We start from the raw sequence: 20,166 nt of genomic DNA on the forward strand, positions 1-20,166 counted from the left end.
TTTCGATCCTTTCTGGAGGGGAGCAGGTGAACGAATTCAGCGTCTTGCCCCTTGTGCTTGTATCGTTGGCTCTACCCGCTGCTTTAGGTTTGGTGGTTGTCTATTTCGTTGCGCGTAAAAAATTCGAACATCATCAGGCACAGAAACGTCTCTATGATGAATTTGAACTCGGACCGATCGCTGGATGGTCGCTACTGCTAAATTTGACTATCGTACCGATGCTAATGACATTTTTGACATGGATTCTGATCGCCTCAGAGGACTTTGAAGTCCTGTCTGCGTTGTGGTGGTGGTTCGTTGGCACAATCGTGCTAGCACTTCCTTGGTTAGTCTTTGCGGGTGTGATGTTCATGTATTTAAAAAGAAAACTGTTTGACACAGAGTGTGCAACTCCAGAGATAAATGAGAACAACGCATGATCCGCCTCATCGAAAAAGGCCTGATGTTCGGCAATCTCGTCCACATCTCCAGCCCGGCTCTGGTCGAGCGGTATAATCGCGCGTTGCGGCATCTGGCGGGCAAGACCACGGCGCTGACGGATTTCCATGTTGATATCTCGGGTTATTCACCAGAGGTGGGGATTGAGCTGGAGGACTCGCTCTACCTCAACCCCAACGGGGTCAACCGGCAGTTCATTCTGCTGACGACCGAGCAGAAACGCGCGCCGCTGCTGAACGTCAAATTCTCGACCTCGCGCGATATCCTACGCGAATTCATCGAGATGAATGAGGCGCAGCTGTTCGCCCTGACCGCCACCGATGCGGTGGCTGGAGAGTTGGTGAACTCGGTCATCAAACTTACGACGCCCCGCGATCTGCTGAACCTGCGCAAGATCGAGATTGAGGCTGACACCGCAGGCGGAACCCTACGCAAGGCACAACAGCTGGCGGGCATGGTCGAACAGTTCAAGACCGAAGAGGACGCCTGGTTCGACGATGTGCTGATCGCCAAGATGATCGAAACCGCCAAGGAAACCGGCGACGTTACCCGCAATCCGGTCCGTCTGCGCCACACGGATTTTGAGCAGCGCAATTTCTGGACCGCGCATTTTGGCGGGCTTTACCTATTCCCTGATCTGGATCACCCAGCGGCCATCTGTATGGCCGAAAAGCCGGACGATCTGTCGATCAAATACACTTTCGACCCTTCACAGCGGAACCAGATTGCTAAGTTTCTGGACTACAACAATCTGGTCGAACCGATTGTCAAAGCGCGGGGCGTGGATGCCGCCGCGATCTTGCAGCAGAAGATGGATTTCCTGACCGTCGATGCGGCTGCGGATGCTGATGTCGACCTGACCGGGCTGGATCGCAGTGACATGCGTCGGCTTGCGCGCAACCACTCGGATCGATTGCCCGAAGCCTATCACGGGCTTGTCCAATTACTGCGCTGGGCAAACGACGGTGGGCCGTGGCCGCGCATCACCTCGGACCATCCGGCCTATTTCTATACCTTGCGTGCGGCGGATACGCCGAACAGGGATCTGGTGAACATGCTGCTGTCCGAGTTGGCCCCGTTGGACCCGCGCCAGATGTTCATCTGCCATAAAGAGCTGTTCTACCGGACATATTCGGGCTGGCCCGAGCGCAAGAAAGCCTATGTTGCCGACTTCCTTGCGCGCGAGTATCAGGTGGACAAGCAAGGCGCTCGTGCTGCGTTGTTTGGGCATGAGCCGGATATGAGCGGCAATGACCGGGTCAGCGATGACATAATTGCTCGGGTCGGTCCCTGGGGTTCGGTGAGGAAAGGCTGATATGTTCGGATTGTTGCGCCTGTTGCTGATCTTGCTGGTGATTCAGACGATTGCCTATGTGGCGTTGTCTTTCTATTCGCGCGGCATTCGGCGGCGCAAACTTGAGGACTGGTGGGACGAAAAAGGCAAAACGGGCAACAAAGAAGCCTTTGTCGAACGCGGATTGCATGTGTATGACAATTCGTTCCGGCGTAAACTGATCCTGGGTGTCTATATTGTTCCGTGGGTGGCGATTAGCGCGCTAATCTACATTGTGAATTACATGTGAGGATTTAGGCATGGCCTATGTGAAATGGGCGTTCATTATCATCTTCTGGGGCTCGATTGCGGCGGTCCTGCAGTACTCGTTGCCGCAGCATGACATTGTGCGCATCGTCAACACCTACGAAGAACGGCAGGACCTGAACGACTGGACCCGGATTTTCTGGTCCGAACCGCAGGACCAGTCCGCGAGCCTGTCCAACCGGGACGTGCAGTTCATTCAGGCTGTGCGCGACAGCGGTAAACCCATCGTCTACCGAAACGAGGATACCGGCTGGGGCTGGCCCCCCTATTTCAAGTTCGACACAGCCAACCTGTATACCGAAGCCAATGATGCCAAATCGACGAAAGAGAATCCAAAATGGGTGGTCGTTACTCATTACGGGTGGCGCAACGAATTCCTTTCGATCTTTCCAAACGCCATCTTCATCAACCATGTGGATGGGCCGGATGCGCGGATTATCCCTTGGTTCAATATCATCTTCCTGACGATATTCGCCGCGTTGGTTTGGGCGATTTGGGTGCGCTGGCGCAGGTTCCGGCAGGCCCGGATCGACCCGATGCTCGAAAATGTTGAAGACGGGCTATATGCGGCCGGTGACGCGATTGAAGAACGTCGCACCAGGTTTCGACGCTGGCTGGACAGCTGGAAGTCAAAATAAAGTGCAAGGGGCGTGCGATCAGCACGCCCTTATTGCGTGAACTGCGTGTCACCTGACGATGAACTCTGCGTGTAACGCGCCCGCTGCCTTTATGGTCTTCAAAATGTCGATCATGTCCTGGGGCGACACTCCCAACGCGTTCAATCCAGCAACCACTTCGGACAGCGTTGTGGCCTCGGGGATTTCGGCAAGACCTGTGCCTTCGTCCTCTTCGATGCCAGCGATGGTGCGGGGCACGACCACTGTTTCACCCCTGGCAAACGGGTTGGGTTGAACGGCAATTGGTGCCTCTTGCACCGTTAACGTCAGATTGCCCTGAGAGACTGCGACGCGCGAAATACGGACCTCTTGCCCCATAACGATGGTACCCGACCGCTGATCGACGACGACTCGTGCTTTTGATTCAGGTTCAACCAGTATGTTTTCGATACGCCCGATGGCATGGGCCGTTGACACCGCCTGAGTCGCGGCGACATTCAGCTCGACCGTGCCGGAATCTCGCATGATGGCCACGGCCCTGTTGAACTCGGTATTGATTGCGGATTCGATCCGCGCGGCAGTGGTGAAATCGGGTTCTCTCAGCGCAAGACGCATTTGGGTCAGAGTCGACAGGTCAAAGTCAATTTCACGCTCAACCCTTGCGCCAGATGGTATAACGCCCGAAGTCGGCACCCCGCGCACCACCGAAGCGGCCTCACCCTCGGCAGAAACGCCTCCCGCCAGGATTGTGCCCTGTGCAACGGCATAGATTTGACCGTCGGCGGCATTTAGAGGGGTCATAATCAGCGTTCCGCCCAACAGGCTGCTGGAATCGCCAATGGCCGAAACCGTCACGTCGATCTGACCACCCACCCTGGCAAAGGGTGGGAGGCTGGCGGTTACTAAAACGGCTGCAACGTTCTTTGGGCGAAAGTCTTCGCCGTTCACGTTAACGCCCAGACGTTCGAGTATGTTGGACATTATCTCTTCGGTGAAAGGAGCGTTGCGCAATCCATCACCTGTTCCGTTCAGGCCGACAACAAGGCCGTAACCGACCAGATCGTTGCCGCGCACGCCGTCGAAATCGACCAAGTCCTTCAGGCGTATCGCTCCTGCCCACGCCAAGCTGGGAAGGAAGATCAGAACAAGTATCAGCGCCCTCATCTCAGAAAGTTCACCAGCGAAAGGTTCGCATTGCGAACGGTTACGGAATAGAGGCTTTCCAATTGGAACTGCACCGTTTGCAATTTGGCCGCTGTTTCATAAGGGTCGGCAGCAATCAGTTCGTTTCGGCTGAACTCGAGGCTGGTGCGGGCAGCAGAATTGCGTGTCGCGGCCTCTTCTATTCGAGCCTCGGCTGTGCCGACCTCGGCCCGAAGCTGCACAGTCGCGTCCTGCGCGTTGGCCAGATCAACACCCAACTGTGTGAACAATGCTGTGCGCTGATCGGAGGACAGCGCCAAGGTGCTATCTGTAGCTAACGCAGCCACTGCAACGTCCCGCAGAGCGGCTTTAAAGGCCGGGTCCGTTGCGGTGATCGGCAATGTAACGCTTTCGTTTTCCGATACTTGCATCGGTGAAAGAGTGTTGTTCGATCCCTGATAAATCGCGGCGTCGAACCCGGCCGGATCGTTGAACCAAGTGTCTGCCGCCAGCCGAATATCTGCCACGGTTACAAGCCCGGTCAGCTGCGGTTTCAGCGCTGCCAAAAGATCGTCTGAAGAGGGAAGGGGGGACACATCAGTGGCCGTCCCGGAAAACAGGCTGCGCCCACCGACGCGTGTGTTCAATGCCGAGATCATCGTGTCCAGTTCGTTTTTCGCCTGCACCGACGCTTGTTCATGATTCACGGGCTGATTTGCGGTTCCAAATGCCAGCAGGGACGCTGTCATATCTCCAACGGAATCTCCGAAGGTATTCAGGCTCAATTGCATGGCATCGGTAAACAGAGCGGCCTCAGACGTTGCTATACCAAAAGCATCGAGGCGGGCGAGGCTGCGATCCAGGTCCAGAAGCTGTGAATAATCGCCCCCCAACCGGCCCGAGATATCCTGTACCTGTCCAGTGGACATCTCAAAGGAAAGCGTTTCGATCTGCGTTTTTATGTCCGTGGCACGTGTGCGCAGTGTCATACCGCGCGCCAGATCGCCGATTGAAGTCAAAGTCATCATCACAACCTCAGCAGAGTTTCAAGCAGTTCATCCACGACCGAGATGACCCGGGCGTTTGCTGCATATGTCTGTTCGACCTGCATCAGGCGTTGTAGTTCCTGATCTGTATCCACGCCTTGTTCGGCCTCAATCTGGGCCATTTGCTGTTGCGCGGTGTTGGCGAAGGCCTGGCGTTGATCTGCAACATGGGCGTTTGCACCGGCTTTGGACAGCAAAGCCTCGGTCAGTTCCGCGGCCCGCATGTTTCCTGTGCCGAACAGCCCGCCAGCTACTGGGTGCGCGTCGTTCAGGATGTTGCCGAAGGCGCGCAGTTGTGCAGATTGTCCGGGATCACCTGCCGTGCCAGCCCCCAAACCCGCGCGCAGTTTCCAGCTGTCACCGCCCATGTCAGGATCCACGCTCGCGTTGACCGAAACCCGAGAGGCAAGCCCGACAAATGCTGTGGGATCAAACCGGTTGCCACTGTCGGTAAATAGGCCGGGATCGGTGGCCAGCGCAGTCGGGTCCAGACCGGGCGTCTCGAACCGTTCGATCAAGTCGCGGGCAACAGTGTCGAGCTGAAGTTGAGCCTCAACCGCAAGCGCGTCGCGGATGGTAAACTGGGCCATCAATGCCCCACCACGGATTTGGGCGGTGTCACCGCCGGTGCGCACCGGATTCCCGTTCATCTCCAGCCCGGACAGAAGGCCATTTGCAACCGTCATGTTTGGCTTGGTCTCGCCTGTGATGGCAAAGGTGAACTCGGACGCTTTGCCCTCTAACAGGATCAACCCGCCATCCGAATACAACGAGACCTGTTCATTTGCACGCGGCACGACATTGGCCGGAATCAGAGCGTTGACCTGATCAATCAGAACATGCCGCTGGTCCAGCAGGGCACCAATGTCGCCACCAGAGTTCTTGATGGCTGGAATTTTGGCGTTCAGATCTTCGATATCTTTCAAAGCCTGATTCAAGCTTTCCACTTGCGCACCGATCTTTCGATCTGCATCCGATCGCGCCTGCCGCACGCCTTCAGACGCTGTGTTCAGCGCGTTGGCCAGATCACCTGCCGAACGTGCGACCTGATCCAGCCGCTCGATCGAGTCCGGCAGGCTGGCCGCCGTCAGGAAGCTGTTTTCCAAGTCCGTCAGACGCGTGGACAATGACGGTCCATTTGCCGGAGACCCCACCAGCTGTTCGAATCTTGCGTGAAAATCCGATACCGCAGAGTGAAGTGCCAAGTCGGCGTCAGTGGACCGTCTGTTGGCGGTCAGAACCGGGTCCTGGTGCCGTACAATGCCAACCGTGCGGACGCTGTTGCCGGAAATCTGGCTTGTTGCCAGTTCAAGGGATCGGCGCGCATAGCCCGGTGTCAGGGCATTAGCGATGTTTCCTGACACCACGGCGGCCCCTCGGCTGGCCGCTGTCAGCCCACCCAATGCGTTGTTGAGTGCCGTCGACATGTTCATGAGGCCGCTCCTTTCCTCGGGTCAGAGCCTGAATCAGCGTTTCAGGTTTGTCGTTTCTTGCAGCATCTCATCCACTGTTTGGATCACCGTGGCGCTTGATGAATAGGCGCGTTGTGTCTGGATCAGTGAGGTGAGCTCGGTGGCGACATCCGTGGTGGATTCTTCACGGGCGAAGGAAACAAGGTCTCCGGTCGGGCCTTCGCCTGCGTTCCAAAGAAAGAAGGTGCCGCTTTCACGGGATGGCGCGTAAGTTTGACTGTCCAGTGCCGTCAGACCATTGGGATTGGGAACATCCGCCAGCGGTATCTGGAACATCAGTCGGCTGACACCGGTGTCGTAGAACGCGTAAACAAATCCGTTTTCATCCACCTGCACACTGGTCATCGTGCCAACGGCAGAACCGTCTCGTGTGATTGAGACCGGTGCGAATGTATCGGAGAGTTGGGTAATGCCATCAGAGTCCCCGATCATACCGATATTGATCTCCATCGGGCCTCCGGCGACGTTGACCATGACGCTGCCCGTCGTTGGATCATATGCACCGCCTGAAACCGCCGTGACACTGGCCAGGGTACCGCCTGCTGTCCGGTTGTCGGTGAAGGTCAGTGTGTATTCTCCGATGATTGCCCCACCAGAGGCGGAGTCGCGCAGAACCATCGTCCATTCATTACTGCTGCCCGTCGCCGGAACGGTCGGGATCAGTTCGATGTCCACACTTTCGGATTTGCCGAGATTGTTAAAGTACTCGACAGACAAGGGCTGAATATCACCCGGAGCACCCGCATCCGTAGCGGTGGCAGGCAGATTCATGCGCAGGTTCATTTCCGTCGTAGGAGAGCCTGACAGCTGATTGACACTTAGTTGAATGGGTTCAAGGGCGGCTGGCGTGTCACGCGGTACAGACGGGATAGTTCCGTCCGGTGCTGCGCGCCAACCCAGAAGAACAAGGCCCGATTCGGTCACCAGATATCCTTCTTCGTTGGTGCGGAAAGATCCGGTTGTGGTCAGCAGCATCTCATTCGAGTTGTTGTCGATCTGCGAACTGGGACGCACAGGCAACATCCCGCGCCCGCGCACGGCGAGGTCAGTGGAATTGCTGGTTGTTACCAAAGGCCCGCGCTGATCAATCATGCGCTGGCTTGTCGTGCGCACACCGCCTGCCGAGTAGCTGCCGCCCTGACCCGACGTGACCATCGAATGAAAATCGGTTTCGACCCGTTTGTACCCATAGGTCGAGGAATTCGCGATATTGTCGGAAATCGTCGCCAGCCTGTTGGCGTTGGCCTTCAGCGCTGCCACACCGGCATTGAGCGAAGAGGAAATGGTCATGGGCGCGCCCTTCTGTTGCGTCAGTCGTTGATGCAACAGGTAACGCGCTGCCTCTTAACAGCGCGCTAACATGTAAAATGCGTTCTATCCTTTAGGGCTGGCGCAGGAAGATCACCTCTACCCTGTTGTTCCGCGCGGCCATAGGGTTTTCGGTAAACAATTCCCGGTCTGCGTGACCGGTAACGCGATCCATTCGTTGCGCCATGACACCTTTGTCTTGCAACAACTGACGCAATTTCTGAGCACGGGCTGTCGACAGATCCCATGCTGTATTGCGTACCTGAACCACCGGTGATGCGCTCACATGACCCTCAACAGCGATTGGATTTGTCACCAGATCCGAAGATCGGGCAATGATCAGCGCCAGTGCCCTCAGAAAACGGGTGGGTATCGCGGATCCTGATTCGAACAATGCCTGGTCCTCGGTGTCGAAAAGTTCAACGACAAGCCCTTCATCGGTCACGCGCGTGACAATATGTTTGAGCAGCTTGTCCGACACCTCGCTTTCACCGGTACGCCCCAGCAGCTTTGCCTCAAGCGTTGAGAAATCTTCTTTGTTCCCTTTGCCACCGCGTTTGGCATCCACACCAATTGAGCCACGTGCCTGGCGCGACTCAGTTGCGTGTTTGTCTGTGGCGCCAAGGCCACCCCGCAACAGTGTGTCTTCGGACAACATGCTGTCACCGCCAAATGCCCCGTCACCCCCGCCGGATTCCGGACTAAGCGGGATTGTTGGCGCGAAGTAGTCCGCCAACCCCTTGCGTTGTTGTTCCGTTGTCGCGTTAAGCAGCCACATCAACATGAAGAAGGCCATCATGGCCGTAACAAAGTCGGCGTACGCGACTTTCCACGCGCCGCCATGGTGGCCATCGCCACCTGATACACGCTTCTTCTTGATGATGATTGGCGCCGCATTGGTTTGCGCACCCATGTCCACCACCTTTTTATCACCCGACTCTGTGACTAGCAGCGCAGGTCTTAAGGTGGCCTTAACACTTAAAACTGTTCAGAATTCCCTTAACGCGGCACACCGACCGAGGCACGGCGTAAAATCAGAGACAGGCGGTTAAAACTGTTTTCGATCCCTTCCGGGTCCAGTTTGCCGAAAAACGCATCCAATTCGTCATGAACGCGCACGGCCTGATCCAGAAGTGGATCAGACCCTTCGACATAAAGCCCGGCCTTAATCATGACCTCTGACTGTTCGTAGCTGCCGACAAGTTTGCGGGTTTCCGCGATCATCTGATTCTCGGCGTCAGAAGCTGCAGCCGGTAAGCTGCGGGATACAGATTTGCTGAGGTCAATCGCCGGGAACCGCCCGCGTTCAGCAATGTCCCGGCTAAGCACGATATGCCCATCCAGCACGCCGCGCAGAATGTCTGCGACAGGCTCATCCATATCTGACCCGGCCACCAGAACGCTGAACACAGCCGTTATGTCCCCCTGATCCTGTGCGCCCGGTCCTGCGCGTTCGCACAGGTTTGCAATCAGGGGCGTAACCGACGGCGGATATCCCCGCAAAGAAGGTGATTCCCCCGTTGCGACGGCAATTTCCCGGTGCGCTTCAGCAAAACGGGTCACAGAATCGGCCAGAAACAGAACGTTCAGGCCCTGATCGCGCAAGAATTCGGCTGTCGACATCGCCGACCACGCGCAACGTCTGCGCGACAAGGCCGACTGATCCGAGGTGGCAGCAATGACGATGGTCCGTTTCATGGCCTCGGGACCGATCGCGTGGGCGACAAACTCATTCACTTCGCGCCCCCGTTCACCCACCAGAGCGACCACGACCGCATCGGCCTGCATGGAGCGTGCGAGGGTTGATAGAAGCGAGGACTTCCCAACGCCCGATCCGGCAAACAGCCCGACTCTCTGACCACGTACAATCGGCAGCATTGTATTGAGAACGGACAACCCTGTGGCCATGCGCTCTCCCAATGGTTTGCGCGAAACGGCGGGCGGCGGGGCCTGCATGATGTCGCGGTCCTGCGCCCCGTTTAGCAGAGGTTTCCCGTCCAGTGGTTTGCCAAAAGGATCGATGACGCGCCCCAACCAATGCAGGCCAGGAGCAAAGTCAGGAGAAGGGTCAAGATACACGCGGTCTCCCAGACTGACACCATCTGGTGCAGCACCCGGTATCATGTGGACATACTCCGCATCCGCATGCAGCACTTCACCGGAAAGATCAGGCCCCGAGCGCCGTTGCAATGTTAGCAGGTCGCCGATTCGCGCGTGGCTGTTCAGACCGCTGATCTCGATCAGGCCTTGTGCGACTCCACTGACCAGACCCACATGCCGGACTGCGATCATCCTGTCGAATTCATGTTTAAGAAGCATGGGGTCGAGATCGGACATTGTGGGTTCTCCAACTGAGTTCTGAAAACGCTTTCTAAAGGAATCGGGGTTAAGCCTTGATTGAAATTGATCGAGCGAGAAGCCCCGATGTTCTATGACCTGAACGTCTTTAAGACCGCGTACGCAATGGCAACCCATGCCGGGCAACGGCAGGCGGTCATTGCGCGCAACATGGCCAATGCGGATACGCCCGGCTACCAGCCGCGCGATATCGAATCCTTCAAGACAGCTTTCGAAACCTCACAGCGTGAAGCGACTATGGCCGCCACGCGACAGGGTCATCTGCACGGAGGTTCCGATGCAAAAAGCTGGGCCGAGTTCGATGCAATCTCTTCGGGTGATCCCAACGGCAACGGTGTGTCCGTGGAAGAAGAGATGCTGAAATCGGTCGAGGTGAAGCGCCAGCATGACCGGGCTTTGGCGATCTACAAGTCATCCATGAATATCCTGCGCACCAGCCTGGGTCGTGGTTAAGGGGAAAGAAGATGAGCGATTTTTCCCATTCTCTGACCGCATCCGCCAGCGCCCTGCGTGCACAGGCCACCCGCTTGCGTCACGTGTCCGAAAACATTTCAAACGCGGATACGCCCGGTTATCGGCGAAAAACCGTGCCGTTTGAAACTGTTCAAGAAGATGGGCGCGACATGGTGCAGGCGGGTCGAGTGACACTCGATAGGAGTGACCTGAGCCGGATTTACGATCCCGCCCACCCAATGGCCGACGAAAGTGGCCACTATCAGGGATCGAATGTCGATCTGATGATCGAAATCGCTGACGCGCGTGAGGCGCAGCGCAGCTACGAAGCCAATCTCAAGATGTTTGATCAGACACGGCAGATGTCGTCGTCGTTGATGGAATTGCTCAGAAAATAAAGGACAGCCAGAATGGATATCCGATCCCTGACCGCCGCACAGAACTATGCCGGCGCACGCCCCGCAACACAGGCCGACCCCGAACATACCGGGATGGCGCAGGGGCTGAAGGCCAGTTTCCAGGACTTTGCGGCCACATTGAAACACAGCGAGCAGATGTCTCAGACCGCGATGGTTGGGCAGGCCGATCCTCATGCACTGGTGCAGGCTCTGGCGCAGACCGAACTGGCCGTTGAGACGGCCGTGGTCGTGCGCAACAAAGTGGTCGAGGCGTATCAGGAAATCCTGCGCATGCCGGTCTGACGAGATGCTGAGCGAAGGTCTTTTCTATGACATCGTACGTCAGGCTCTTTGGGTCGCCGTGATCACGTCGGTCCCGATCTTGGCGGTTGCCTTGGTCTCGGGTCTGATCGTCGGGCTGTTTCAGGCACTGACGTCGATTCAGGAAATGACACTGACCTTTGTTCCCAAGCTGATCGCCATCGTTGTCGTGTTCTGGATCTCGATGGGGTTCATGACACAGACCCTTGTCACGTTTTTTACCGGAACACTTGTCCCTTTGATTGCAGGAGGTCGCTGATGGACACTGCCTATGTCACCCTGTCCCGCCAGTCCGGTTTGATGAGCGAAATGCGCCTGGTAGCGAACAACATCGCCAACGCCAACACAACGGGCTATCGCCAGCAAGGACTGGTGTTTTCCGAGTTCATTCAGGACATGCCGAAAAGCCCTTCGCTGTCCATGAGCCGGGCCGAAGCACGCAACACGTCCTTGCGGCAAGGCGTGCTGACGGAAACCGGCGGCCAGTTTGATTTTGCCATCGAAGGTGATGGCTTTTTCATGCTCGAAACGCCGGATGGAAATCGGCTGACGCGCGCCGGCAGTTTCTCACCCAATGCGGAAGGGGATTTGGTTGCCATGGATGGCGCACGCGTGATGGACGCCAACGGTGCCCCGGTTTTTATCCCGCCCGATGCAGCCACAATTGATGTCGGGAGTGACGGAACCTTGAGTGTCGACGGGCAATTGTTGGGTCAGTTAGGCGTTTTTAACGTCGGTGACCCCAAGACCCTCGTCCGCGAAGGTAACACCCGTTTCCGTACGGAAGAGGCCATAGACCCGGTCGACGAGCCGGTTGTTCTTCACCGTTTTTTAGAAGGCTCCAACGTCAATGCCATCGAGCAGGTGACCCGTCTGGTTGAGATCCAGCGGGCCTACGAATTGGGGCAGAGTTTTCTGGAAAGTGAAGACAAGCGGGTGCGTGGGGCGCTGGACGCCCTGATGCGTTGATCAGAACAAGGAGAGTGTGAAATGCGAGCCCTTAAAATTGCCGCCACCGGAATGAGTGCGCAACAGATGCGGGTTGAGACGATCTCGAACAACCTGGCGAATATGAACACCACCGGCTACAATGCCCGGCGGGCCGAGTTTGCAGATTTACACTATCAACAGATGGCACGCGCCGGGGCAGTCAATGCGTCGGACGGCACGGTTCTGCCCACTGGGATTCAGCTGGGTCTGGGTGTGCGACCCGCCGCTGTAACGGTGCAGCTGGAACAGGGCGCTTTGTCGGCCACAGGCAGTGATCTGGATGTTGCGATCGAAGGTCGCGGATATTTTGAGGTGACGCTTCCAAGCGGCCAGACAGCCTATACACGCGATGGCAGCCTGAAACGTTCGGCCGAAGGTCTGATTGTCACCTCTGATGGATTTGCGGTATCGCCAGAAATCACAGTTCCCGACGACGCGCGGTCGATTTCGATCAACGCAGGCGGTGAAGTTTACGCCTATTTCGACGACGCTCCGGAAGGTCAGCTGCTGGGAGAGTTCACGCTTGCCAGCTTCTCGAACGCCAAGGGGCTTGAGGCAATCGGAAGCAATTTGTTCAAAGAAACCGAGGCCTCAGGTTCGCCCGTTTTGGGCACGCCAGGCGAAGATGGACTGGGGACCATACGGCAGGGCTACCTGGAAGACAGCTCGGTCGATGCAGTGCGCGAGGTGACAGAACTGATCGAGGCGCAGCGCGGTTATGAAATGAACGCCAAAGTCATTTCGGCTGTCGATCAGATGATGAGCGCAACAACACAGGTGCGCTGATGCGAGTTCTCTTTCTGGGCCTGGTGACGCTGATCCCATTTGCTGCGCATTCTGACATCGTGGTCTCAACCCGAACGATAAGGGCAAAAGAGATCATCGCCGCTGCGGATCTGGAAAAGAAATCCGCAGAAATCCCCGGCGCAGTGACGGATCCCAACGTCTTGATCGGGCAGGAAGCACGGGTGGCTCTTTACCCCGGCAGACCCATTAGAAGCGTGGATGTTGGTCCGCCCGCTGTAGTGGATCGCAACGACCTTGTTGTTCTGGTGTTCAACAGCCAACCCTTGTCAATCACAACAGAGGGCCGGGCCTTGGGGCGCGGCGCAGTCGGCGATCGCATTCGGGTGATGAACCTTTCGTCCAGAACAACGGTAACAGGACGAATCCGTCCGGATGGTCAAATCGAGGTGCAGTGATGTACAGACTTCCGAAAACTATTCTTCTGACGGCGTTTGCCTTGTCTGCGTGCGGGCGGTTGGATCACTTGGGCAAACCACCGAGTTTCACACCAAATGAAGACTCGCCGGAACAGGTGGCCATGCTGTGGCCGGGCCTGCCGTTGCACACGCAACCTCAGCGTAACGTGGACCGATCCTCACTTTGGAGTGGTGGTCAACAATCTTTGTTGGGTGATCAGCGGGCGATCAAGAAAGGGGATATCCTGACCGTTGTGATCGAGCTGGATGAAGAGGCCGAGATATCCAATGACACGCGTCGCTCCAGATCCGGGTCGGAAGAGCTGGGGGTTGGTAGCTTCTTTGGCCTGCCGCAACGCGTACAAAAGAATTTGCCGGAAGGCGCGTCCTTGGACGACGCCGTCGCAATCGAGTCGGACTCTTCAAGTTCCGGGCGGGGATCCGTCCGGCGGAACGAAAAGCTGACACTGCGCGTGGCTGCCACGGTGCTGGATGTGTTGCCGAATGGCGTACTGGCCATATCGGGCTCGCAGGAACTGCGCGTTAATTTCGAACTGCGCGAGCTTTTGGTGGCCGGCTATGTTCGCCCACAAGATATCTCGCGTCAGAACGAAATCACCTATGACAAGATCGCGTCGGCGCGGGTGTCCTATGGCGGTCGGGGGCAGATTACGGATGTTCAGCAACCCCGTTACGGCCAGCAAATTCTTGATTCTCTTCTTCCATTCTGAGGTGAAGGTGTGATTGCAAAGCTGATGCCCGTAATATTTCTTGTCGTGGGGTTAGGGGCAGGTGTCGGCGCAGGTCTGTTTCTGGCACCTGCACAAAAGTCTGGGGACAGTGCAGACGAAAAGGTCGATGCTTATGAGGAAAATGCCGATAGCAAAAAACCAGACAAGCCCAAGTCATCGGAAGCAAAAGAAAAAGACGGCGACTATGGGTTTCTGAAGCTGACCAAGCAGTTTGTCGTCCCCGTTGTGAAAGACGACGCGATAGACGCCATGGTCACAATGACGCTTAGCCTGGAGGCTGATCCAGCCATTACCGACAGGTTCTACGCGATTGAGCCGAAATTGCGTGACGCTTTTCTTCAGGTTTTGTTTGACCACGCAAATACGGGTGGTTTCGACGGGGTTTTCACGGAATCCGGCAATCTGGATATCCTGCGTAAATCCTTGTTGGAGGCGGCGCGCAAAGATCTGGGCGATGACGTCAAGAAAGTGCTGATCCAGAGTGTAAACCGTCAGGATATCTGAGCGTGATTGGTCGGTTATTAGGCCTGCTTTCGGGCCACATGGCGACGGTGCTTCTGCTGCGCCTGCTTGGTCAGAGTTTCGACAGCTTGCTTACGCCCAAAAGCTAAGCGGAGCGTTTCTAATCCTGCAAGTTTCTGCGCGCGAATTTGGGCGAGTTGCAAATTGAGCTGCCGCCGCGTAATGGATTCCCAGCCGTTCCACAGAATATCGGTTCCTGAAATCTGGTAGCCTTCGGTTTGGCGGCTTTCTATTCGAACCTGGCTCTGCTGCATATCCAGTTTCATCAACTGCTGCTGAATCCTGGCTTCGGCCTCCAGAATTGGACGCAGCTGTTGAAACTGCTTTTGAAACGCGGCGTCGGTCACCTTTTCCAGTAGCAGAATTTGATTACTTTTCATCTGATCTGCTCACTGGCGCGCTTTCGCATCGTTTCAGCAAACCGGATCGCAGCCGCGACCGGCCGGTAGTGTTCTTCGGGGATTTCCTGACCGATTTCGACGGTTGCGTGCAGCGCGCGCGCTGTTGGTGGGTCCGAGTGGACAGGAACTCCTGCTTCGGCTGCGACAGAGCGAATGACTGCGGCCACCTCGTCCACGCCCTTGGCGACGCACACAGGCGCGCTGCCCACGGTTCTGGACCATTTCAACGCAACGGCAAAATGCGTTGGGTTGACGATCACAACATCTGCACCTGGTACATCTGCCATCATCTGGTTGGTGGCTATCTCTTGCGCACGTTGGCGGCGTTGCTGTTTGACGTGGGGATCACCTTCGGCGTCCTTGGTTTCGTCTTGAATTTCTTTTCGCGACATCCGGTTCTTGCGCATGTGCTCGGCGTATTGCCATAGGAAATCAACAACGCCGATGGCCAGAGCGATCGCGATCACAATGAACAGAAAGCGAAACAAAAGATTCATCATCAAAAGAATGGATGACTTGGCCGGGGCTGCACTGGCCGAAAGGATCTCGGTCAGATTGGCCTTAAGAAACAGGGTAAGGCAGGTACTGTAGATCACCAGCTTGACCGCACTTTTGGCAAATTCAAACAGTCCACCGCGACCAAATTTGTTTTTGGCGTTCGATATAAGCGAGATGCGCGAAAGCTTTGGCTTTAGTTTGCTGGGTGCAAAGATCAGGGCGCGCTGGGCGATCAGGTTCAGCAATACCGCAGCGGCGGGCAGGCAGAACAGTAAAGCCACAGGCAGCAGAGCACCTTGTAAGATCCCCGCAATCGGAGCGTTTGCCGGGCCGTCAGTCAGCATCTGTGAAATGTCGTCGGATTGGTCGATCAACACCATGAAAACGGTGCCCATGTGTTCGACCGTGTATGTTCCAGCCATCATGAGCGCGATCAACAATCCGGTGTACGCGGCCACGACGGACAGGTCATTTGATTTTGGAACCTCACCTTTTTCGCGCGCCTTTTGCAGCTTCTGCGGTGTCGGTTCATACGACTTGTCGCTGTCGTCATCGCCCGCGTTCATGGTCGCGCCCCGACCGGGTTCACAAAGAATGCCAGTAACGCGTCAGACCATACAGAAAGGATCAGCGGTGTTCCCGCAAACAAAAGGAACAGGCCAGCAAAGGTGATCGCGGGTGCGCCAACGAAGGCAACCATCAATTGAGGCATGGCCCGATTGATGACGCCCAGCGCAAGGTTGTAGATCAACGAAGCAATGACGAAAGGTGTGGCCAGCGCAAAGGCCAGGCCAAAACTATGTGTAACCTGTTGAACGCCCCAGCGTGACATATCTGCGGAACCGGGAAGCAAACCTGCTGGAAACAGGGTGTAGCTTTGGATCAAAAATTGCGCGGCTCGCACATGCAAACCCATGATCACAGCAAGGGTCAGCCCTGCGAGAGTCAAAAGATACCCCATGGCGGGAACCGGGTCGGCGGCAGCGCCGCCAAGAAGCTGTGAAAGGGATGTGGACTGCGCCGCGATGGATCCCGCCGTTTGCAGTGCCAGAACAAACAGACGCAACCCGATTCCAAGAGCAAGACCAATCAGAGTTTCAGTGGCCACCAAGCGAACCATGGTCCACAGGCAGGGTTCAAAACCAATGGGTGGAGTTGCAGGCAGGATGATCAGAGTAAAGGCAACGGAAATACCCAGCTTGAGCCCGATGGGAATGCTGCGTTCGCCAAAGGCGGGCAACAATGAAACAAGGGCGGATACACGCAGAAACACGACAAAACTTTGCCAGAGGGCGTCGGAGAGCTGTGACAGCAACTCTGGTGGCAGCGCAATCACGCCGGAACGGTTCCAACCAGCGCTGGCTTAGCTTCCAGACCGATTTCTTCAAACGAGAGAACCGGGTTGGCGATACCACGTGCATACATGATCGTGCGCAGCAATCGCCGCCGCCGGGTCGAGGTTACAACAGCCGGAAACAGGCCGCTATCCGCTGACTTTGCGACGCTGTTCACCACGCCGTCGGCCAGTTTGTTGAACAGGTTGGGCGGCAGCGCCACATCCAATCCGGCGGTGGGGGCGTCGATCTGGTATGTGGCAAACGTGTCTTCCCATTCGGGCGCCAATTGGATCAGCGGGATCGAGCCGTCCTCGCGTTTCATGTCAGCGACCAGTTGGAAGCCCAAGCGCTGGCGCACCAGTTCACAGATGCCCTCCGGTTGCGTGGTGGTCAGCCGTGCTTCGGCCACGCTTTCCAGGATCAGGGCCATGTTTCGGATCGAAACACGTTCATCCAGAAGCAGGCGCAGAACCGCGTGCAGGGTGTCGATTGGCACCTTGTCTGGGATCAACTCGTCCAGCAGTTTGCGGTTGGCTTCGGCGCGGACAGGGTCGCTGAGGCGGGTCATTTCAGACAACAGGCGACGCAGGGATTTCAATGTAAGAAGACGCGAGAAATTCTGTTTGATAATCTCAAGCAGATGGGTGGCCAAAATTTCCGGAGGAGAGACAATGGTTGCGCCGCTCAGCGCTGCATCTTCTTGATGTTTAGGCAAAATCCATCGGGCTGGCGCCCCGTAAACGGGCTCGGTCACGTCGTTGCCTTCGGGCAGCAAATCGAACTCGTCCTGCACAAGGGCCAAAACCAGATCGGGATTGAGAACGCCGCGCGCCTGCTCGACGCCCTGAACTTTGATCACATAGGCCCCAGTCGGTAGATCGGCGCGGTCTGTCAGGCGAATTTCTGGCAGGATCAGGCCAAAGGTCGACGCCACGTAGGTACGCATATTGGCGATCCGGGCGTCCAGACCGGTGCCGGGGTTCAATACCATGCTGACCAGATCAGGGGCAAATTCAAGATGCACGTCATCCAGATCAAGAATATCCCCGATGGCTTGAGATACCGGAGTTTCCGTGGCGGTCGAAGGCAGCTGTGTCGAGGTCTCTTCCTCTTGCCGTTTGCGGTGAACGGTAAAAGCTGCATATCCCAAAACACCTGCACCAAGAATAAAGGGCAGAAATGGCAGTCCGGGCACCAGCGCAAACAGGACCATCAAAACCGCCACCGTGGACAGAGCCGCAGGGTGGCGGCCTAATTGCGAAAAGATGGCGGTGTCTGTGGCCCCTTGCGTACCGCCGCGCGCCAGCAACAACGCCGAAGCGATAGAGATGATCACGGCCGGGATTTGAGACACCAACCCGTCGCCAACGGTCAGAATCGCGTAAGTCTCGAAAGCGGACGCGACGGGCATGCCGTGCACGATCACGCCCATGATCAGACCCATAACAAGGTTCAGCAAGGTGATCAGAAGACCGGCGATAGCGTCGCCTTTCACAAATTTTGACGCCCCATCGAGCGAGCCAAAAAAGGTCGTTTCCTGCTGTTCGCGTTCGCGCCGCTCTTTGGCTTGCTGGTGGTCGATGGCCCCTGCAGACATATCGCTGTCAATGGCGAGTTGCTTGCCCGGCATTCCGTCCAGTGCAAAACGTGCACCCACTTCTGCCATGCGGGCGGCACCTTTGGTGATGACCATGAAGTTCACGATCAGCAAGACGCCAAACACCACAAGTCCCAGAAAAATACTGCCGCCCATGACGAAATTGGCAAACCCTTCGATGACATCGCCTGCTGCATTAGGGCCAGTGTGCCCTTGTCCGATGATCAATTTCGTCGAGGACACATTCAACGAAAGCCGCAGCATCAGGGAGGCCAGCAGGATCGTCGGGAAGGACGAGAAATCCAGCGGGCGTTCAATGAACAAGGTCAGAGTAAAAATCAGGATGGCCAAAGCAAAAGAGGCGGCCAGCCCCACATCCAGCACCCAGGCTGGCATCGGCAGGATCATCATCACGATGACTGTCATCAAAGCCACTGCCAGAAGAACCGTGGGCGAAAAAAGGGACCGGGCGTCGATTTTGGGCACGCGGAACTCCTAGTTGAAGGCGATGAACGCGGTGGCGCTGCCTGCGGCAGGAACCAAGGACCCTAGCGCACCGGTTTCATGCGTGGGTGATTGCGAGGAGATCAAAGGGGTTCCGGCCCTCGTGAACGGATCACTTGGTATCGACGCGACCCTAGGCTTAGTTGTGCCGCCGAACTGGTGCAGCACGGTCTGGAAACGCTCTGTATAGGCTTTGGCCAGCGACTCCGTTCGGGAATGATAGGCTCCGGCGGCGGCGGGCCACGAGCCCAGCTCAGCATAAAGGTCTTTCAGAAAGCGGGCGGCGTATGTTGCGTTCTCAACAGGGTCGAACATCGCGTCGAGTGAGCGAAAACCCTTGCCATGCCAGCGGTAGTTAATCTGGAAACAGCCCACATCAAAGCTGCGCGCGCCTGCTTTGAAAATCTTGAACACATAGGTTTTGGCCTCGCTTTCAGAGGGGAACCAATACCCTTTACCTTCAACGTTGATGGTCCACGGCCAGGGCAGAAACTGCCCGTCCAATGTACGACCCGTTTCAACACGTGAGATCGCGCGCAGAACGTCCAACGGCACCCCTTCGGACAGCGCCGCACGCCGCGCGGCCTGATCGCACAGATCCCATGTGCGCGCATTGGGCATGGCAAAGCCTGCCTGGACCGCAGCCACGAGCAAGAACATAAAACAAAACGGGATCTTTTGAATTGGCATTCTGCCGGTCCGGGATTCTGATCTGTCCCGGCCAAGTTAGCCAATGATCGGTTTACAGAGAGTTATCGTCGCTTCAATTTCGGTCAATCCTGCGCCCGAAGACAACGCTGGTATTGGTGCGCAGGACGCCAGGAATTTTGGCCAGATCATCGACCAGAATGTCCAGATCTTCAAGCCGTGGAGCCTCAGCCGAAAGCATCAGATCAAATTCACCATTGATGGATAGGCACAATTTGACCTCGGGGTAAGCTTCGAGCCGCTTGATGATACGGGTCGTCTCTTTCTGCTGCACCTCAAGCATGACGATGACCTGCACTTTGGGAGTATCTTCCGTTGACCCAAGGCGCACGGAATACCCCGTGATCACGCCGCGTTGCTCCATCCGGTTGATCCGTTCGTGAACCGTCGTACGGGCCACACCCAGAGTAGCCGCAATCTGCGTGGTCGAGGCCCGGGCATTGGCTTGCAGGGCGGCGATAATTCGGCGGTCTAGCTGGTCCATTGGGGCTCCGGCTGATG

General features: G+C 56.6%; 25 protein-coding genes. 13 read left to right on the forward strand and 12 right to left on the reverse strand.

Translation table 11 applies throughout. From position 1 onward, the window contains the following. The first annotated feature begins 26 nt into the window (after positions 1 to 26). Genes ACR0EV_RS19500 through ACR0EV_RS19515 form a run of 4 tightly spaced genes read left to right on the forward strand, consistent with a single transcriptional unit; the run spans position 27 to position 2,676 of the window. Complete coding sequence (locus ACR0EV_RS19500) at positions 27 to 419, forward strand: hypothetical protein (RefSeq protein ID WP_480801633.1); 393 nt, start codon at positions 27 to 29, stop codon at positions 417 to 419. Then, positions 416 to 1,753 carry a DUF6638 family protein gene (locus ACR0EV_RS19505; RefSeq protein WP_480801634.1) on the forward strand — a complete coding sequence of 446 codons (1,338 nt, stop codon included), beginning with the start codon at positions 416 to 418 and terminating at the stop codon, positions 1,751 to 1,753. Before ACR0EV_RS19500 ends, ACR0EV_RS19505 begins: the two co-directional genes overlap by 4 nt. A gap of 1 nt (position 1,754) precedes the next feature. After that, positions 1,755 to 2,021: a hypothetical protein gene (locus tag ACR0EV_RS19510; RefSeq protein WP_480801635.1), complete on the forward strand. Its 267-nt coding sequence runs from the start codon at positions 1,755 to 1,757 to the stop codon at positions 2,019 to 2,021. A gap of 10 nt (positions 2,022 to 2,031) precedes the next feature. Next, entirely contained in the window at positions 2,032 to 2,676 is a 645-nt protein-coding gene (locus ACR0EV_RS19515; RefSeq protein WP_480801636.1) for a DUF1523 family protein, read from the forward strand. A 48-nt stretch (positions 2,677 to 2,724) separates the two neighbouring features. Here ACR0EV_RS19515 and ACR0EV_RS19520 read toward each other — a convergent pair whose 3' ends face one another. The 6 genes from ACR0EV_RS19520 to ACR0EV_RS19545 all read right to left on the reverse strand — a co-directional run bounded on the left by ACR0EV_RS19520 (position 2,725) and on the right by ACR0EV_RS19545 (position 9,961). Next, the gene (locus tag ACR0EV_RS19520; protein WP_480801637.1) at positions 2,725 to 3,819 is read right to left on the reverse strand and encodes a flagellar basal body P-ring protein FlgI; all 1,095 of its coding nucleotides are present in this window, start codon (positions 3,817 to 3,819) and stop codon (positions 2,725 to 2,727) included. After that, entirely contained in the window at positions 3,816 to 4,823 is a 1,008-nt protein-coding gene (locus ACR0EV_RS19525) for a flagellin (protein WP_480801638.1), read from the reverse strand. Before ACR0EV_RS19525 ends, ACR0EV_RS19520 begins: the two co-directional genes overlap by 4 nt. 2 nt (positions 4,824 to 4,825) lie before the next feature. After that, positions 4,826 to 6,277 carry a flagellar hook-associated protein FlgK gene (flgK, locus tag ACR0EV_RS19530; protein WP_480801639.1) on the reverse strand — a complete coding sequence of 484 codons (1,452 nt, stop codon included), beginning with the start codon at positions 6,275 to 6,277 and terminating at the stop codon, positions 4,826 to 4,828. A gap of 33 nt (positions 6,278 to 6,310) precedes the next feature. Next, positions 6,311 to 7,606 carry a flagellar hook protein FlgE gene (locus tag ACR0EV_RS19535; protein WP_480801640.1) on the reverse strand — a complete coding sequence of 432 codons (1,296 nt, stop codon included), beginning with the start codon at positions 7,604 to 7,606 and terminating at the stop codon, positions 6,311 to 6,313. Between the two features lie 91 nt (positions 7,607 to 7,697). Next, the gene (locus ACR0EV_RS19540) at positions 7,698 to 8,537 is read right to left on the reverse strand and encodes a flagellar motor protein MotB (RefSeq protein ID WP_480801641.1); all 840 of its coding nucleotides are present in this window, start codon (positions 8,535 to 8,537) and stop codon (positions 7,698 to 7,700) included. Between the two features lie 86 nt (positions 8,538 to 8,623). Further along, complete coding sequence (locus ACR0EV_RS19545) at positions 8,624 to 9,961, reverse strand: FliI/YscN family ATPase (RefSeq protein ID WP_480801642.1); 1,338 nt, start codon at positions 9,959 to 9,961, stop codon at positions 8,624 to 8,626. 87 nt (positions 9,962 to 10,048) lie between these two features. Between ACR0EV_RS19545 and ACR0EV_RS19550 the strand changes: the two genes are divergently transcribed. From ACR0EV_RS19550 to ACR0EV_RS19590, 9 genes are read left to right on the forward strand one after another with little or no spacing between them, the layout of a single operon-like run. After that, positions 10,049 to 10,435 (forward strand): FlgB family protein, encoded by a 387-nt coding sequence (locus ACR0EV_RS19550; RefSeq protein ID WP_480801742.1) that lies wholly within the window; start codon positions 10,049 to 10,051, stop codon positions 10,433 to 10,435. Positions 10,436 to 10,446: 11 nt separating this feature from the next. Further along, positions 10,447 to 10,833, forward strand: a complete 387-nt coding sequence (gene flgC / locus ACR0EV_RS19555; protein ID WP_480801643.1) for a flagellar basal body rod protein FlgC — start codon at positions 10,447 to 10,449, stop codon at positions 10,831 to 10,833. 12 nt (positions 10,834 to 10,845) lie between these two features. Further along, positions 10,846 to 11,136, forward strand: coding sequence for a flagellar hook-basal body complex protein FliE (gene fliE / locus ACR0EV_RS19560; RefSeq protein ID WP_480801644.1), 291 nt, complete (start codon positions 10,846 to 10,848; stop codon positions 11,134 to 11,136). Positions 11,137 to 11,140: 4 nt separating this feature from the next. Next, positions 11,141 to 11,413: a flagellar biosynthetic protein FliQ gene (locus tag ACR0EV_RS19565; protein WP_171621143.1), complete on the forward strand. Its 273-nt coding sequence runs from the start codon at positions 11,141 to 11,143 to the stop codon at positions 11,411 to 11,413. Further along, entirely contained in the window at positions 11,413 to 12,123 is a 711-nt protein-coding gene (locus ACR0EV_RS19570) for a flagellar hook-basal body complex protein (RefSeq protein ID WP_475191727.1), read from the forward strand. Before ACR0EV_RS19565 ends, ACR0EV_RS19570 begins: the two co-directional genes overlap by 1 nt. A 21-nt stretch (positions 12,124 to 12,144) precedes the next feature. Further along, the gene (gene flgG / locus ACR0EV_RS19575; protein ID WP_480801645.1) at positions 12,145 to 12,930 is read left to right on the forward strand and encodes a flagellar basal-body rod protein FlgG; all 786 of its coding nucleotides are present in this window, start codon (positions 12,145 to 12,147) and stop codon (positions 12,928 to 12,930) included. After that, entirely contained in the window at positions 12,930 to 13,346 is a 417-nt protein-coding gene (gene flgA, locus ACR0EV_RS19580; protein ID WP_480801646.1) for a flagellar basal body P-ring formation chaperone FlgA, read from the forward strand. Before flgG ends, flgA begins: the two co-directional genes overlap by 1 nt. Next, positions 13,346 to 14,077, forward strand: coding sequence for a flagellar basal body L-ring protein FlgH (flgH, locus tag ACR0EV_RS19585; protein WP_480801647.1), 732 nt, complete (start codon positions 13,346 to 13,348; stop codon positions 14,075 to 14,077). The genes flgA and flgH overlap by 1 nt, the downstream gene beginning before the upstream one ends. A 24-nt stretch (positions 14,078 to 14,101) precedes the next feature. Beyond that, positions 14,102 to 14,602 carry a flagellar basal body-associated protein FliL gene (locus tag ACR0EV_RS19590; protein ID WP_480801648.1) on the forward strand — a complete coding sequence of 167 codons (501 nt, stop codon included), beginning with the start codon at positions 14,102 to 14,104 and terminating at the stop codon, positions 14,600 to 14,602. A gap of 17 nt (positions 14,603 to 14,619) precedes the next feature. On the opposite strand, the gene ACR0EV_RS19595 is transcribed toward ACR0EV_RS19590, so the two are convergent. The 6 genes from ACR0EV_RS19595 to ACR0EV_RS19620 form a co-directional block, all read right to left on the reverse strand. After that, positions 14,620 to 14,967, reverse strand: coding sequence for a hypothetical protein (locus tag ACR0EV_RS19595; protein ID WP_480801649.1), 348 nt, complete (start codon positions 14,965 to 14,967; stop codon positions 14,620 to 14,622). A 29-nt stretch (positions 14,968 to 14,996) separates the two neighbouring features. Next, a complete protein-coding gene (locus ACR0EV_RS19600; RefSeq protein WP_480801650.1) occupies positions 14,997 to 16,085 on the reverse strand; it encodes an EscU/YscU/HrcU family type III secretion system export apparatus switch protein in 1,089 nt (362 codons plus the stop codon). Next, complete coding sequence (locus ACR0EV_RS19605) at positions 16,082 to 16,855, reverse strand: flagellar biosynthetic protein FliR (RefSeq protein ID WP_480801651.1); 774 nt, start codon at positions 16,853 to 16,855, stop codon at positions 16,082 to 16,084. The genes ACR0EV_RS19600 and ACR0EV_RS19605 overlap by 4 nt, the downstream gene beginning before the upstream one ends. Further along, positions 16,852 to 18,939 carry a flagellar biosynthesis protein FlhA gene (gene flhA / locus ACR0EV_RS19610; protein ID WP_480801652.1) on the reverse strand — a complete coding sequence of 696 codons (2,088 nt, stop codon included), beginning with the start codon at positions 18,937 to 18,939 and terminating at the stop codon, positions 16,852 to 16,854. Before flhA ends, ACR0EV_RS19605 begins: the two co-directional genes overlap by 4 nt. Before the next feature lie 9 nt (positions 18,940 to 18,948). Then, complete coding sequence (locus tag ACR0EV_RS19615; RefSeq protein WP_480801653.1) at positions 18,949 to 19,647, reverse strand: transglycosylase SLT domain-containing protein; 699 nt, start codon at positions 19,645 to 19,647, stop codon at positions 18,949 to 18,951. Between the two features lie 73 nt (positions 19,648 to 19,720). Continuing rightward, complete coding sequence (locus ACR0EV_RS19620) at positions 19,721 to 20,149, reverse strand: Lrp/AsnC family transcriptional regulator (RefSeq protein ID WP_171096551.1); 429 nt, start codon at positions 20,147 to 20,149, stop codon at positions 19,721 to 19,723. Between the last annotated feature and the right edge of the window lie 17 nt (positions 20,150 to 20,166).

Source organism: Ruegeria sp. CF8 (genome assembly GCF_056537285.1).

Coding starts and splice junctions, on each gene's coding strand:
- fliE (WP_480801644.1), top strand. CDS start 10,846: ATGGATATCCGATCCCTGACCGCCGCACAGAACTATGCCGGCGCACGC.
- ACR0EV_RS19600 (WP_480801650.1), bottom strand. CDS start 16,085: ATGAACGCGGGCGATGACGACAGCGACAAGTCGTATGAACCGACACCG.
- ACR0EV_RS19565 (WP_171621143.1), top strand. CDS start 11,141: ATGCTGAGCGAAGGTCTTTTCTATGACATCGTACGTCAGGCTCTTTGG.
- ACR0EV_RS19615 (WP_480801653.1), bottom strand. CDS start 19,647: ATGCCAATTCAAAAGATCCCGTTTTGTTTTATGTTCTTGCTCGTGGCT.
- ACR0EV_RS19545 (WP_480801642.1), bottom strand. CDS start 9,961: ATGTCCGATCTCGACCCCATGCTTCTTAAACATGAATTCGACAGGATG.
- ACR0EV_RS19515 (WP_480801636.1), top strand. CDS start 2,032: ATGGCCTATGTGAAATGGGCGTTCATTATCATCTTCTGGGGCTCGATT.
- ACR0EV_RS19520 (WP_480801637.1), bottom strand. CDS start 3,819: ATGAGGGCGCTGATACTTGTTCTGATCTTCCTTCCCAGCTTGGCGTGG.
- ACR0EV_RS19620 (WP_171096551.1), bottom strand. CDS start 20,149: ATGGACCAGCTAGACCGCCGAATTATCGCCGCCCTGCAAGCCAATGCC.
- flgC (WP_480801643.1), top strand. CDS start 10,447: ATGAGCGATTTTTCCCATTCTCTGACCGCATCCGCCAGCGCCCTGCGT.
- ACR0EV_RS19510 (WP_480801635.1), top strand. CDS start 1,755: ATGTTCGGATTGTTGCGCCTGTTGCTGATCTTGCTGGTGATTCAGACG.
- ACR0EV_RS19590 (WP_480801648.1), top strand. CDS start 14,102: ATGCCCGTAATATTTCTTGTCGTGGGGTTAGGGGCAGGTGTCGGCGCA.
- ACR0EV_RS19570 (WP_475191727.1), top strand. CDS start 11,413: ATGGACACTGCCTATGTCACCCTGTCCCGCCAGTCCGGTTTGATGAGC.
- ACR0EV_RS19505 (WP_480801634.1), top strand. CDS start 416: ATGATCCGCCTCATCGAAAAAGGCCTGATGTTCGGCAATCTCGTCCAC.
- ACR0EV_RS19535 (WP_480801640.1), bottom strand. CDS start 7,606: ATGACCATTTCCTCTTCGCTCAATGCCGGTGTGGCAGCGCTGAAGGCC.
- ACR0EV_RS19540 (WP_480801641.1), bottom strand. CDS start 8,537: ATGGGTGCGCAAACCAATGCGGCGCCAATCATCATCAAGAAGAAGCGT.
- flgG (WP_480801645.1), top strand. CDS start 12,145: ATGCGAGCCCTTAAAATTGCCGCCACCGGAATGAGTGCGCAACAGATG.
- ACR0EV_RS19525 (WP_480801638.1), bottom strand. CDS start 4,823: ATGACTTTGACTTCAATCGGCGATCTGGCGCGCGGTATGACACTGCGC.
- flgH (WP_480801647.1), top strand. CDS start 13,346: ATGTACAGACTTCCGAAAACTATTCTTCTGACGGCGTTTGCCTTGTCT.
- flgA (WP_480801646.1), top strand. CDS start 12,930: ATGCGAGTTCTCTTTCTGGGCCTGGTGACGCTGATCCCATTTGCTGCG.
- ACR0EV_RS19550 (WP_480801742.1), top strand. CDS start 10,049: ATGTTCTATGACCTGAACGTCTTTAAGACCGCGTACGCAATGGCAACC.
- flgK (WP_480801639.1), bottom strand. CDS start 6,277: ATGAACATGTCGACGGCACTCAACAACGCATTGGGTGGGCTGACAGCG.